Annotated in this window: 6 protein-coding genes and 1 pseudogene; all 7 read left to right on the top strand. The window is 73.8% G+C overall.

Annotated features, from left to right (window positions below; all coding sequences use genetic code 11):
* Positions 1 to 28: 28 nt before the first annotated feature.
* The 7 genes and pseudogenes from ACWEEU_RS22085 (at position 29) to fxsT (ACWEEU_RS22055) (ending at position 14,226) form a co-directional block, all read left to right on the top strand.
* Positions 29 to 919, top strand: a complete 891-nt coding sequence (locus ACWEEU_RS22085) for a DUF4231 domain-containing protein (RefSeq protein WP_451734433.1) — start codon at positions 29 to 31, stop codon at positions 917 to 919.
* Between the two features lie 13 nt (positions 920 to 932).
* A pseudogene (locus ACWEEU_RS22080) lies at positions 933 to 1,223 on the top strand (toll/interleukin-1 receptor domain-containing protein); the annotation flags it as partial.
* Positions 1,224 to 2,185: 962 nt separating this feature from the next.
* Complete coding sequence (locus ACWEEU_RS22075; RefSeq protein ID WP_385740773.1) at positions 2,186 to 3,229, top strand: AAA family ATPase; 1,044 nt, start codon at positions 2,186 to 2,188, stop codon at positions 3,227 to 3,229.
* Positions 3,226 to 4,203: a hypothetical protein gene (locus ACWEEU_RS22070; protein WP_451734431.1), complete on the top strand. Its 978-nt coding sequence runs from the start codon at positions 3,226 to 3,228 to the stop codon at positions 4,201 to 4,203. Before ACWEEU_RS22075 ends, ACWEEU_RS22070 begins: the two co-directional genes overlap by 4 nt.
* Positions 4,200 to 8,111: an FxSxx-COOH system tetratricopeptide repeat protein gene (fxsT, locus tag ACWEEU_RS22065; RefSeq protein WP_451734429.1), complete on the top strand. Its 3,912-nt coding sequence runs from the start codon at positions 4,200 to 4,202 to the stop codon at positions 8,109 to 8,111. The genes ACWEEU_RS22070 and fxsT (ACWEEU_RS22065) overlap by 4 nt, the downstream gene beginning before the upstream one ends.
* Before the next feature lie 39 nt (positions 8,112 to 8,150).
* Positions 8,151 to 11,132 carry an FxSxx-COOH system tetratricopeptide repeat protein gene (gene fxsT, locus ACWEEU_RS22060; RefSeq protein WP_451734427.1) on the top strand — a complete coding sequence of 994 codons (2,982 nt, stop codon included), beginning with the start codon at positions 8,151 to 8,153 and terminating at the stop codon, positions 11,130 to 11,132.
* Between the two features lie 121 nt (positions 11,133 to 11,253).
* Positions 11,254 to 14,226 (top strand): FxSxx-COOH system tetratricopeptide repeat protein, encoded by a 2,973-nt coding sequence (gene fxsT, locus ACWEEU_RS22055; protein ID WP_451734425.1) that lies wholly within the window; start codon positions 11,254 to 11,256, stop codon positions 14,224 to 14,226.
* The last annotated feature ends 247 nt before the right edge of the window (positions 14,227 to 14,473 follow it).

Raw genomic sequence — 14,473 nt, 5'->3', positions numbered from 1 at the left:
GGAGTTGAAGCCGCGTCAGAATTCTGTCGTGAGCACACTCGGGGGAGCGGCCGCGGCCGAGGAGATCTGGCGGGCCCAGAGCGTCTGGTCGCGGGCGGCCAACCGCGCCAAGGCGGCGATCGAACGGTCCCGCACGGCCACCCTCTGCGCGGTGGTCACCGCCGCCGTGCTCGGCGCCGCCGCCTCCCAGGTGCTGCCGCTCGCCCCGGTCGCCGGCCGTGTCCTCGCCTTCCTCGCCCTGCTCGCCGCGGGCACCGCCCCGCTCACCGCCGCCGGTGCCTCCCCCGACCGGGTGCGCCGGTGGACGGCTCTGCGCTCGGTCTCCGAGGAACTCAAGAGCCAGGTCTACGTCTATCTCGCCGGAGCCGCGCAGTACCGCAGCCCCGAGACCCGCGACGCGGAGCTGCGCGCCCGCACGAACGCCGTCCTCGCCGACGTCGGCACCCTCGACCGCGCCCTCGGGGACCTCGAGCCCGCCGTCCGGCCACTGCCCCCGGTCACCGGCATCGCGGACTACGCCGAGCAGCGCCTGCGCAGGCAGCTGGAGCAGTACTACCGCCCCAAGGCCCGAAAGATGGCCGCCAGGGCCCGGCTCGTCGAACGCTGGGGCCAGGTGCTCGCCGGGATCTCCGTCGTGCTCGGCGCCGTCGCCGGTGCCTTCGCGGCGGAGGAGGCGGCCGCCTGGATCCCCGTCGTCGCCGCGGTCTCCGCCAGTGTCGTGTCCTACGGCGCGTCGGCGCGCTTCGTCTCCCAGGAGATCGAGTTCAGCCGGACCGCGCGCGAGCTGGACGGGCTGCTGCGCTGGTGGAACGAGCGCGATCCGGCCACCGACGCGGACGCCGACCGGCTGGCCGAGCGCACCGAACACGTCGTCTCGGTGCAGAACGAGGGCTGGATGGCCAAGTGGATCGCGGACTGAAGGCGGGGCGAGGGTGGTCAGGGTGTTCATCAGCCACAGCACCAACACGGATGAACCGGCCGCCCAGTTGCGCGACGCCCTCGCCACCGGCCTCGACAAGGCCAAGCACACCGTCCTGCTCGACGTGCGCATCCAGGAACCCGGGCGCCCCTGGCAGTTGAAGCTCGCCCGGTTCCTCGGCGAGTGCGACGCCGCCCTCGTCCTCGTCAACGAGGCTGCCCTGCGCTCGACCTGGGTGCGCCGCGAGACCAACATCCTGCACTGGCGCAAGACGCTGTACCCGGACATGGTCCTGGTCACCGTCCTGGTCGACGGCATCAGCGCAGGGAAGCTGAAGGAGTCCGACCTCGGCTACCTCGCCACCGACGACGTGGAGCGGATCGTCACCGGCAGCACGGAGGAGGTCGCCCGGCTCGTCGGACGCTTCCCCGACGTCCGCCAGGTCTGGGACGACTCCATGAGCGTCTGGCTGGAGAGCATCTGCATCCAGCTCCGCGAGATAGGCGAGCACTCCGTCTTCGCCCGGCTCGCCCGCGAACTGGAGGTCCCCGACGACGAGTTCGGTGAACTGATCCCCGGCTTCGCCCCGCTGCTCATCGCCTCGCAGATGCTCGACTCCCACGACATCGTGCAGTTGCACAACACCGTCCTCGCCGCCCTGATGGGCGGCCTGGAACGCGGCCGCGCGGGCGACCTGGCCAAGATGATCCTGCCGGTGTGGGTGGACCGCGACGACGCCCGGCGCATCGTCCGCGACACCGACGGTGTGGTGCGCCGCGTCGTCATCCTCAACGTGGACAGCACGGTCGTCGGCAAGCACTACCTGGACCGCGCGTTCTGCGTCGACATCCGCAGCTACTACATCGCCGAGGCCGCGGGCCACCCGCCCGGCGACGACGACCCCGAGGACTATCTGCTCGACCAGTGCGAGCAGGCGGTCAAGCAGGCCATCGGCCTGGAGCCGTACGACGAACTCGGCACCCCCGAGGAGCCGGAGAGCTTCGGCCGCTTCTATCTGCTGCTCGACGCCAAGCGCTGCGACCTGGCCGTGGTGCACCGGGTGATCTCCCGGCTGCACGAGAGCATCCCGTGGATGCACGTCCTCGTCATCACCGGGCGGGGTGTGGACGTGCGCGGGAGCTGGCCGGGAAGTCCCGACGAAGTGCTGGTTCTCGACCCGCCGTTCGGACCCGGACATGAGACTCTGGTCAATGCCGTCATCCGTCGGGTGAGCAAGCACGTGGGTTCGATCGGCTGGGGGGCCTGATGAGCCAGGAACAGACCGCCGCGCGAGAGCCGTCCGGGACACCCGGCGGCGCCGAATGGCTCGACACCCCCGACCGGGGCGACGGCCGCGTCTATGTGATGCCGCCCGAACTGGACTTCGCCGTCAGGGTCGCCCGCGCCACCGGGCGCCCGCTGCTGCTGCGCGGCAGCCCCGGCTCCGGCAAGTCCTCCCTCGCGCCGTACATCGCGCGGCAGTTGGGATGGCGGTACTACGAGCACGTCGTCACCTACCGCACCCAGCCCCGCGAGCTGCTGTGGAGCTTCGACAGCGTCCGCAGGCTCGGTGACGCGCAGGTCGCGGCTCGCCGGGGCGGCACCCCGGACGACGCGAGCTACGTCCAGCCCGGCGTCCTGTGGTGGGCGCTCGCCCCCGAGTCGGCCCGAAGGCGCGGCAGGCCCGAGGGCGCCGAGATCACCGACCCGTGCCCCGACCCCTTCGAGAAGGTCAACGCCGGGCGCAAACGCGATCACGCGGTCGTCCTCATCGACGAGATCGACAAGGCCGACCCGGACGTGCCCAACAGCCTTCTGGTCCCGTTGGGTTCGCACCGTTTCGTCGTCTCCGAGATCGGCGAGGAGATCCACACCGAGCAGCCCGCCGGCACTCCCTCCGGCGGTCCCGGCGCCGCCGACGAGCACGCCCAGTGGTCGCGCCACCTGGTGGTGCTGACCACCAACGAGGAACGCGAACTGCCCCAGGCCCTGCTGCGCCGCTGCGTGGTCCACCGCCTGCCCGAGCACGACCGGGACATGCTCGTGCGGATCGCCGGACGGCACATGGCCGACTGGCCCGGCGAGGTCACCTCCGCCGACGAGGAGCTGGCCGAGGCCGTCGCGGACAAGCTGATGGAGGTCCGCGAGCAGGTCGACAAGCAGGACGTGCGCCGCCCGAGCACCGCCGAGTACCTGGACGCGCTGCGCGCCTGCCGCTCGCTCGGCATCCGCCCCGGCACCGAGGAATGGCGGATGCTCACCCGGAACGTCCTGGTCAAGCCGCAGCAACTGGCCGGTGACCCGGCATGACCGGGGAGGCGTGGCTCGGCGACGTGGCCCGCGCCGCCCGGGCCCTCGGCACCCGCGACCCCGAGGACTGTGCCCGCATCGCCGCCCTCCTCGGCCTCGGCGGACCCCCGCCGGAACCGGCCAGGCCCCCGGTGGACGTGGAACCGCCCGAGGACACCCCCGGCTGGCAGGCACCCGCCCGCGAGGACGACGACGCCGACCGGCCCCGCGAGGACGACGACCCGCCGCCCTTCGGACGCGACGAACAGGGCGGCCGCACCGGCACCGTCACCTTCCTCGTCCCCGTCGACGAGAGCACCCCGCCCGCCCCCCACTGGACCACCCCCGCCCTGCCCCCGCCCCGGGGCCGCGCCGACCCCGCCCCGCGCCCCCCGCACCTGCCGCTGCTCGCCCCCCGCTCCACCGCCGCACTGCTCACCATGGTCCTCTCCCGGGTCAGCCCCGAGGGGGAACTCGACGTGGAACGCGCCACCGAGGAACTCGCCCGCGCCCGCCCGCTGACCGCGATACCCCGGCTGCCGCTGTCCACCCTGCGGCACGGCGTGCAGATCCTCGCGGACACCTCCCGCGCCATGGAGCCCTTCGCCCGCGACGTGGAGGACGTGATCGGCCACGTCCGCGCGCTCGCCGGCGTCGCGGGCACCCAGGTCCTCCGCTTCGCCGACGTGCCTTCGCGCGGCGCGGGCCCCGGAGCGAGGTCCACCTGGCAGCGGCCGTACCGCCCGCCCCGGCCCGGGGTGCGGGTGCTGATCCTGTCGGACCTCGGCGCGGGCGGGCCCCCGCTCAACCCCTGGCGGGCCACCGAACGCGAGTGGCGGGCCACCGTCACCACCATCCGCCAGCGCGGCTGCGAGCCCGTGGCGCTCGTCCCGCTGCCCGAGCGGTACTGGCCGCGCTGGGCGCGCTCGCTGCTGCCCCTGCTGAGCTGGGACCGCGGCACCACCGTCGGCAAGGCGCTGGAGGTCCGGCGTTGAGCGCCGCCGAGCGGCCGGGACGCACCCTCGCGGTGCTGCTCAGCATCGCCGCCCGGATCGAACCGGAGCTGATGCGGGCCGTACGGCTGCGCGTGGCGCCCGGTCTCGACGTGTCGGCGGAGGTGGACCTCTGGTTCGGCGACCTGGTCACCCACCCGGGATTCGGCTACGTCGTGCTGAACCCCGGCCTCCTGGACGAACTGCGCGCCGAACTCACCGAACGCCTGGAGCGGGCGGGCGAGGACGACCCCGTCCACCGGCTGTGGCCCACCTTCCAGCGGGTCCGCGCGGGCGCCTCTCCTGCCATGCGCGCCCAGGAGGCGGCGACCTGGCAGGCGGTGAGCGGGCGCCCCGACGCCGCGCCGCTGATCGAGGAGGCGCTGCGGCCCGCGCTGCGCGCGCTGGTGGAGGAGGAGCGCGACGGCGTCGCCCGCTGGTTCACCGAAGCCTGGGAGACCCTGCCCGAGCGGGTCCGACGGTCCACCACCGCCTGGCAGTTGCTCACCCTCTCCGCCGTCCGTCTCTCCGCCGAGCCCCCCGAGGGCGCCCGCCCCGACCGGCTGGCCCTCGCCGACGTCGCCGTCATCGCGCGCGGGCTGCCGACGGCGGCGCTCCACCTCGGCTGGAACGGACCCGTGCTGACGCTCAGCGACAGCCCCTTCGACACCGGGCAGTTCGCGATCACCGTGCCGGACACCGACCCCCGGGTGGTGGAACTGGTCACCGCGAACTCCGTACGGACCATCCTCGTCGGCCGGAACGCCACCGTCGAGGAGTGGGTCGGGCCCGCCGGAGGCCGGCTGCACACCGCCGACGGCGCCACCTACCGGCTGCCCGCCCCGGCCGTCCTCCAGCCCGAGACCACACCGTTGCCCGACCTCGACCCCGCCTTCACCACGGACCCCGCCCTCACCGACGACCCCGCAGCGGACCCCGCCGGGCGGCGTGCCGGCACCGGGCACATCAGCATCTGCTACGCGGGCGAGAGCCGCCCCTGGGCCCGCTGGACCGCCCACCAGCTCGAACGCGCGGGCTGCACCATCAGCCTGCTGCACTGGGACACCGCCCCGCGCACCCCGCTCGACTCCCTCGGCGCCCTGCTCGCCGCCCCGGGCCGCGTCCTGCTCCTCCTCAACGAACGCGCGCTCCGCCCCGACCTGCACGACGAGGCCGCCTGGTCCGAGGCGTTCCGCCAGGTCGTCCGCCCCCACCGCGAACGCTTCGCCGCCCTCGCCCTGTCGTACGAGCCGCTGCCCGCCATGGAGGTGCTGCGCCCCGTCGACGTGGCCGGACTCGACGAGAGCGAGGCCCGCCACAAGATCCTCCGGCGGCTGGGCATCGACCCCGGCGAGGACCCCGCCTGGGACGGCCCCCGCTTCCCCAACGACCCGCCCCAGGTCCGCGAGGCCCCCCGGCGCAACGGTTACTTCACCGGCCGCAAGGACGACCTGGAGGAACTCTCCGAACTCCTCGCCGAACCAGGACCGGCCGGCACCGGCGCCCGCGTCGTCCTGCACGGCATCTCCGGTGTCGGCAAGACCCACCTGGCCACCGAGTACGCCCACCGCTACGGCGACGGATACGACGTGGTGTGGTGGGTCACCGCCGGCGAACGTGCCACCGCACGCGAGGAGTTCGCCGCTCTAGCCGCCCATCTGGAACTGCCGGTGGCCCGCGACGCGGGGGAGCGCGTCCGCGCCCTGCACGCCGCCCTGCGCGCCCGCACCGGCCCCCGCAGGCGCTGGCTGCTGATCTTCGACGGCGCCGACGACGTGGGCGCGATACGCGACCTCCTGCCCGACGGACCCGGCGACGTGCTGATCACCAGCCTCAGCCGGGACTGGTCCGGGATGCTCGGCTTCCAGGAGTACACCGTCCGCCCGTTCACCCGGAACGAGAGCGCCGCCTTCATCCGCCGTCGTGTCCCGAGGGCCACCGAGGCCCAGGCGCGCGCCCTCGCCGAGGCCGCCCAGGACCTGCCCCTGGTCCTGGCCCAGACCACCGCCTGGCTCATCGCCAACCCCGCCGAACCCGTCGACGCCTACCTCGACGCGCTCCAGGGCCAGACCCCGCAGGAGCTGGAGGTGCGCACCGAGGACGACTACCCGGTCGGGTTCGTCCGCTCCTGGGGCCTGCTGCTCAACCTGCTGCGCGAGCGCAACCCCGAGGCGGCCGAACTCATCGAGCTGATGGTGCTGTTCTCGCCGGACGCCATTCCCCTGCGCCTCATCGCCGCCGCCCCGGCCGCCGTCTTCCCGCCCGGCAGCCTCGCCCGCACCGTCACCGACGCCACCCGCTGGCAGAGCGCGCTGGCCGCCCTCGCCGACCTCACCGCCATCCACCTCAGCTACACCCAGGACCCGTCCCTGGAGTACGGCGTCGAGTCCGCCCAGATGCACCGCCTCTACCACCGCTTCGTCCACGCGGGGCTCAGCCGCGCCCGCCGCGGCGAACTCTCCGCCGCCGCCAACGGAGTCCTCGCCGCCGCCAACCCCGGCCGCCCGGGGGACCGGCGCGAGTGGAGCACCTACTCCGCGCTCATCCCCCACCTCGACTACGCGGGCACCCTCGACCGCGACGAACCCGGCGTACGCCGCCTGGTCCTCGACTGCGTCGACACCCTGCGGCTGCGCGGCGAGTACGACACCGGGCTCGGGCTCTGCCAGAAGGCGGTCACCCGCTGGCGCCCCCGGCACGACCAGGACGACGCCGACATGCTCGTCCTGATCCATCAGCACGCCAACCTCCTGCGCCGGGTGGGCCGTTACCGCGCCGCCGAAGCGGTCGGCCGTGAGATCCTCGACGCCCTCACCGTCACCCGCGCCCCCGACGACCCCGAACTGCTGCGCGCCAAGGACGGCCTCGGCGGCACGCTGATGGCTCTCGGCCGGTTCGAGCGCTCCCGCGAACTCTTCGAGGAGGTCTGGCGCGGCCACACCAGCCGCCCCGGCGGCGAGGGACCACGTGCCCTCATGGCCCGGAGCAACATGGCCCTCACCCTCGGACTCCTCGGCCACTACACCGAATCCCTGGACATACACCAGGAGTTGTACGAGCGACGCGGCCGCGAACTCGGCCCCGACCACTACGACACCCTCTACTCCGGCCTCTGCCTGGCCTGGATGACCCGGCTCCTCGGCGGCTACCGCCAGGCCCTCGCCCTCCAGCAGCGCAACGCCACCCTGCACAGCCGCGTCCTCGGTCCCGACCACCCCCAGACCCTGCGCGCCGAGCACAACCTCGCCCAGTGCCTGCGTCGCGACGGCCGACTGGAGGAGGCCACCGCCCTGTTCACCAGCGTCGTCGTACGCTGCCGGCAACTCCAGGGCGAACTCCACCCCGACACCCTGATGATGACCTCCGACCGCGCCACCCTGCTGCGCGACAACTCCCCCCGTGAGGCCCACGACCTCGCCCGCACCCTCTACGACCGCTATCTGCACCTCCTCGGCCCCGACCACCCCTACACCGCCGGAGCGCTCGGCAACCTCGCCCTCGCCCAGTGGGCCGACGGCGACGAACACGGCGAGGCCGAGGGCTCCGCCCACACCGCCTGGCAGCTCATGGCCCGCGCCGTCGGCGACGACCACCCCTGGACCCTCGGCACCCGGCTCAACCTCGCCGCCCGCCTCGCCCAGTCCGACCAGATCCCGGCCGCCCTGGCCCACGACACCGACCTGCACGCCGCCGCCGCGAGCCGCCTGGGGGAGAGCCACCCCCTCACCCTGGCCGCCGCCACCGCCCGCGCCTGCGACCTGCGCGCGCTGTCCCGCCCCGAGGACGCCGAGGAGATCCGCCGGGACACGGTGACCCGGCTGCGCGAGACCCTCGGCCCCCAGCACCCCCACACCAAGTCCGCCGAGGAACTACGCCGCCCCCACTGGGACTTCGAGCCCCAGCCCATCTGACGTCCCATCAAGCACAGCGTCCACGAGGGGAGCAGGCGCATGGACAGCCGGAGCGGGCCCGACATGGGTCACATCACGATCAGTTACGCCGGGTACAACCGGCCGTGGGCCGCCTGGATCGCCCACCAGTTGACCGCGCGCGGCCTCGACGTCACCCTGGACCGCTTCGACCCTCGCGTGGACGTGCCCTTCGAGGACGAGTTCGCCACCCTGCTCGACACCCCCGGACGGCTTCTTCTCGTCCTGGACAACTGGTACTTCGGCCTCGGCCCTATCGCCGCCCACGACTGGGACCGCGTCCTGCGCCGCACCGTGCCCCGCCACGCCGACCGGCTCGCCGCCGTCACCGTCGCCACCCGTCCGGTGCCCCGCGCCGTCGCCCTGCTGCAACCCGCCGACCTGCACGACCTGGACGAACAGGAGGCGGCGCGCCGGGTGCTGCGCGAACTGTCCATCGACACCGCCCCCTTGCCCCGCAGTCCCACCGCGCCCCGCTTCCCCAACGAACCCCCCGATGTCTTCGACACCCCCCGCCGCAACGGCCGCTTCACCGGCCGCGACCCCGAACTGGAGCGCCTGCGCGCCGCGTTCACCGCGAGGGACGCCGACCACGCCGACGCGGGCACCCGGATCGTGCTGCACGGCGTCAGCGGCACCGGCAAGACCCAGATCGCCGTCGAGTACACCCATCGCTTCGGCAGCGAGTACGACGTCGTCTGGTGGATCGACGCCACCCACCGTGCCAAGGCCCGCGAACGCCTCGCCGCGCTCGCGCCCCGCCTCGGCCTGCCCGTCGGCGAACGCATCGGGGAGCGCATCCGCGCCGTGCACGAGGCCGCCCGCTCCGTGGCCCCGGGCCGCTGGCTGCTGGTCTTCGACGGCGCCGAGGACCCCGCCCTGCTCGCCGACCTGCTCCCGGACCACCGCGCCCACGTCCTGCTCACCGCCGGGACCCGCGAGTGGACGGACGTGCCCGGCACCCGCGTCACGGACATCGCCGCCTTCACCCGCGCCGAGAGCGTCGCCTACGTGCGCCGCCGCGTCCCCCGGCTCACCACCGAGGAGGCCGACGAACTCGCCGACGCCGTCCTCGACCTCCCGCTGCTGCTCGCCCAGACCGCCGCCTGGCTCGCCGCCAACGACGTACCCGCCGCCGACTACCTCGGCACCCTGCGCGCCACCCCCGAACCCGGCCCGGACAACCCGGACGACACCGCCTACCCGCCCGGCTTCCGCACCGCCTGGTCCACCACCCTCGGCACCCTGCGCGCCCGCAACCCCGAAGCCGCCGAACTCCTCAACCTGCTCGCCTTCTTCGCCCCCGGCGAGATCCCCGTCCGCCTGCTCACCGAGGTCCGCTACGGCGACCTGCCCCCGGCCCTGGACGCCCTCGTCCGCGACCCCCGCTCCTGGCACCTCGCGCTGCGCAGGCTCTCCGAGTACACCGCCGTACGCCTCGACTACGAACAGGAGCTGGCCGAGAACCCGGCCGTCGAACAGGTCCGTATGCACCGCCTCTACCAGCGCTTCCTGCGCGAGTCGCTGACCGAGGAGGAACGCCGGGCCCACGCCGACACCGCCTGCCAGGTGCTGGTCGGCGCCGATCCCCGGCGCCCCTCCGACACCCGCGACTGGGAACGCTACGCCCTGCTCATCCCGCACCTCGGCTTCGCCGGGGCGTTCGACTCCCCGCGCCAGGCCGTGCAGGAACTCGTCCTCAACTGCGTCGAATACCTGCGCCTGCGCGGCGAGTACCGCACCGCGCTCCGGCTCTGCGACGAGGTCCTCGCCCACTGGGAAAGCGCCCTCGACCCCGCGCACGGCGCCCTGCTCGCCCTGCGCAACAAACTCGGCGGACTGCTCCGGCTGGCCGGCCGCTACACCGAGGCCGAACAACTCGGCCGCTCGGTCGTGGCCCAGCTCACCGCCGTACGCCCCGACGACCACCCCGAACTGCTGCGCGCCAAGGACGGACTCGGCAGCACCCTGCTCGCCCTCGGCCGCTTCCCGCAGGCCCGCGAGCTGTTCACGGAGGCAGCCGCCCGCTTCGCCGACCAGTTCGGCACCGAGGCCCCGCAGACCCTCGCCGCCCGCCACAACCAGGGCCTCGCCCTGCTTCTGCTCGGCCGCTACGGCGAGGCCCGCGCCATCCACCGCGACGTCCTCCAGATACGGCAGCGCCGCCTGCGCTCCCGCCACCACCTCACCCTGCACTCCGGCACCGTCTACGCCCGGCTCATCCGGCTGCTCGGCGACTACCCCGAGTCCGTCTCCCGCCTCGAACAGATCGTCCGCACCCTGCGCCAGACCTCCGACGAACGCCATCCGCAGTCGATCATGGCCGACCACCAGCTGGGCGTCTCCCGGCGCCGGGCCGGGGACATCTCCGAGGCGGGGGAGCGGCTGGCCGGAGCCGTCCGGCGCGCCGCCCAGGTGCTCGGCCCGCTGCACCCTGACACCCTCGTGGTGGAGGCCGACCAGTCCACCTTCCTGAGAGAGCACGGTGAGCTGAGCGGTGCCCTGCGCGCCGCCGAGTCGGTCGCCCGGCGGTACGAGGAACTGCTCGGGCCCCGGCACCCGTACACCATCGGCGCCCTCGGCAATCTCGCGCTGGCCGTCGTGCACACCGGGGACCACCGGCTCGCCCTGCACCTCACCGAGCGGGTCCACCACGACATGGCCGAGGCGGTCGGCCGCGACCACCCCTGGACCCTCGGCTGCGCGCTCAACCTGAGCGGCGCCCGCAGCCTCGCCTACGAGGTGGACGGCGCCTGGGAACTCAGCCGCGACACCGTGCGCGGCGCCGCCCGTACCCTCGGGGCCGCCCACCCGCTCACCCTGTCGGCCCGCACCGCGCTCGCCGACGACCTGCGCGCCCTCGGCCGCGCGCAGGAGGCCGCGACCCACGAACGGGAGGCCGTACGCACCCTCGGCGACACGCTCGGACCCCAGCACCCGCACACCCGCGACGCCCAGCGACGGCTGCGCCCGTACTGGGACTTCGAACCGCAGCCGCTGTGAGCGCGCCTCCAAAACCCCCGGCGCGTCAACTCGTATGCCAACTCGTTGACAAATCAGGGTATTTGTTGCTCGATCGGAAGCGAGCCGCCGCCTTCCGCCACCGCCTCCCGGGAGTCTGCCCATGAACGCAGGGCGCTTGACCACCCCGCCGCCCGTCTCCCTGGTCTACGCCGGGGTGAGCAACGGCTGGGCGCAGTGGATCGCCTGGGTGCTCGGGCAGGAGGACTGCCCGGTCACCCATGTGCGCTGGTCCCCGCTCAGCCCCCTGCCCGGCATGGCGGACCTGGAGGACTTCTTCGCCCGCCCCGGACGCGTCCTGCTCGTCCTGGACGACTGGTACCTGCGCTTCGACACCGGACGCAACCAGCAGTGGGCCCAGGTGCTGCGCCGGGTCATGCCCCGGCTGCACGACCGGGTCGGCGCCGTCACCGTGACCACCCGCGCCCTGCCCGACGAGGCCGTCAGCCTCGGCGCCGTCACCCTGCGCGGCATCGGCCCCGAGGAGGCCAGGCGCCGGGTCCTCGCCGAGGTCGGCCTGCGGCCCAGCACCCCCTACAGCCGCCAGGACGAGGGCCCCCGCTACCCCGAGGACCCGCCGGACGTCACCAACAGCCCCCGCCGCAACCCCCGTTTCACCGGCCGCGAGGTCCTGCTCAACGACGTGCACGACACCCTCAACGCCGGACACGGCCGCCGCGTCCTGCTGCACGGACCGCCCGGCGTCGGCAAGAGCCAGGCGGCGGGGGAGTACGCCCGCCGGTTCGCCAGCGAGTACGACCTCATCTGGTGGGTGCCCTCCGCGACCAAGGCCGCCGCCCGGGAAGGGTTCGCCGCGCTCGCCCGCGAGGTCGGGCTGAGCGAGGGCGACCAGCTCACCGGGCAGATCGAGGCGGTGCAGGACGCCCTGAAGAAGGACGAGAAGGGCCGCTGGCTCGTCATCTTCGACGGCGCCGAGGACATCGACGGCATCGCCCCGCTGCTCCCCGAGGGCCGCGGCCAGATCCTGCTCACCGCGCAGAACACCGCCTGGTCCCGGCACGGCGCCCGGCCGCGCGAACTGCCGCCCTTCGACCGGGACGAGAGCGTCGCCTTCGCCTGCCGCCGCGCACCCCGGATGACCGAGGCCCAGGCCGGTGAACTCGCCGCCGCCCTCGGGGACCTCCCCCTCGTGATCGACCAGAGCGCGGCCTGGATCGACGCCCATCCCGCCGCCGACATCCCCCACTATCTGACCTCGATCAGGGCGGGCGAACCCGCGGAACCCGGCCCCGAGACCCCCGTGGCCGCGCCCCCGGCCCACCGCCAGGTATGGGCGAACACCCTCGCCTCCCTGGCCGCGCGCTCCCCGGCCGTGCACGAACTGCTGCTCCTGCTCACCTTCTTCTCGCCCGACATGCTGCCCGTCCCGCTGTTGCGCGCCGCCCGCCCCAGCGATCTGCCCGCCCATCTCGCCGGATCCGTCGCCGAACCCGGCAACTGGGACGCGGCCCTGCTCACCATCTCCGAACTCGCCTCCATGCGTGTGGAGTTCGCCACCGAGTCCCGGCAGGACAGCACCAGCATCGTCTCCCTGCGGATGCACCGCAGCTTCCGCCGCTTCATCCGCGCGAGCCTCACCCCCGAGACGGAACGCGAGTACGCCGCGACCGCCGCCCGCGTCCTGGTCGCCTCCGACCCCGGCGAGCCGGGCGCCCCACGCAACTGGCACCGCTACGCCGAGATCCTGCCCCACCTCGAACCCTCCGGCGCCCTCGACTCCGACGACGGCGACGTACGCCAGCTCCTGCTGAACTGCCTCGACTACCTCCGCGTGCGCGGGGAGTACCAGGACGGCTGGGACCTGGCCCACCGGATCCTCGACCGCTGGCGCGACACCTCCGCACCCACCGACAGCCGGGTCCTCGCCGCCGCCCACCAGGAGGCCAGGATGCTGCGCGGCCTCGGCCGCTACGAGGAGGCCGAGCGCACCGACCGGAGCATCCTCGGCATCCTCGGCGACGCCGGCACCGACAGCGGCCTGGAACTGCTGCGCGCCAAGGACGGCCTCGGCGCCACCCTCATGGCGCGCGGCCGCTACGACGAGGCCCGCGCCCTGTACGAGGAGGCCGCGCAGAACGCCACCGACTGGCTCGGCGACCGCTACATACCGCAGACCCTGCAGTTCCGCACCAACCTCGCGCTCGCCCTCGGTCTCCAGGGTCACTACGAGGAGTCCTGCGCCCTGCACCGCGAGGTCTACGACCGCCGGGTCGGCCTTCTCGGCGGCCGGGCCCGGCGCACCCTCCAGTCCGGCTACTACACCGCCCGTATGCTCCGCCTGCTCGGCAGACTCCCCGAGGCCAGAAGCCTCCAGGACTACAACGTGCGCCAACTGCGCAGGACCCTCGACGAGGCCCACCGCCAGACCCTGCTGGCCGAGCACAACCTGGCCCTGTGCCTCAGGCGCGACGCCGAGTTCGAGCGGGCCCGCGCCATCATGCGCGAGTCCCGCAAACGGCTCATCGTGCTGAGCGGCGCCGACCACCCCGACGTGCTCATGGTCAACCTCGACTACGCGATGCTGCTGCGCGTCCTCGGCGAGCGGACCAAGGCGCGCGGACTGGCCGAGTCCACCGCCCGCGCGTACGCCGCCCGGCTCGGCACCCTGCACCCGTACGCCATCGGCGCCCGCAACAACCTCGCCCTGCTCATGCTGGACGACGGGGAGACGGAGGCCGCCGCCCGTCTCGCCGACGAGTCGACGCGGCAACTGGAGGCGGCCATCGGACGCGGCCACGTCTGGTCGCTGGGCTGCGCCATGAACAGCGCGGCCGCGCTGGCCGCGCTGGGTGACGTGGAGGGCGCCGAACGCCTCGGCCGCGACGCGCTCGGCCGCGCCATTCCCGCCATGGGCGCTCACCACGTCCTCTCCGCCAACCTGCGCGCCGGTCTCGCCCTCGACCTGCGCGCCCTGGGCCGCGCGGAGGAGGCGGCCGCGCTGGAACGCGTCGCCCTCATGACCCTCGCCGCCAGCCACGGCCCCGACCACGACCAGACCCGCTATATGCGCTCGCGGGCGCGGCCGTACTGGGACTTCGAGCCGCAGCCGATCTAGCGGCCCGCTCAGCACCGATAAACACCCCCTATCGCGTCTTCGGAAATCCCTCTTTGACTTTCCCCGACGCCCGGGTGGAAGGTGGATCTCGGCCACGGACAACGAAAACCGGCCACACATTCTCCAGCGCGGATCCCCGGAAGAGCGGCCGAGGATCCGCGCTGGCACACCCGCACCGGTGAAAGAAGAGGTTGAGCGGAAAAGGGCGCCCCGTCGCACCCCGGTGCGCCCCCTGGGGCCGGAGTCG

Source organism: Streptomyces sp. NPDC005004 (genome assembly GCF_053600675.1).
The sequence above is the reverse complement of the archived record's forward strand: the minus strand, read 5'-3'. Positions and strand labels throughout refer to the sequence as shown.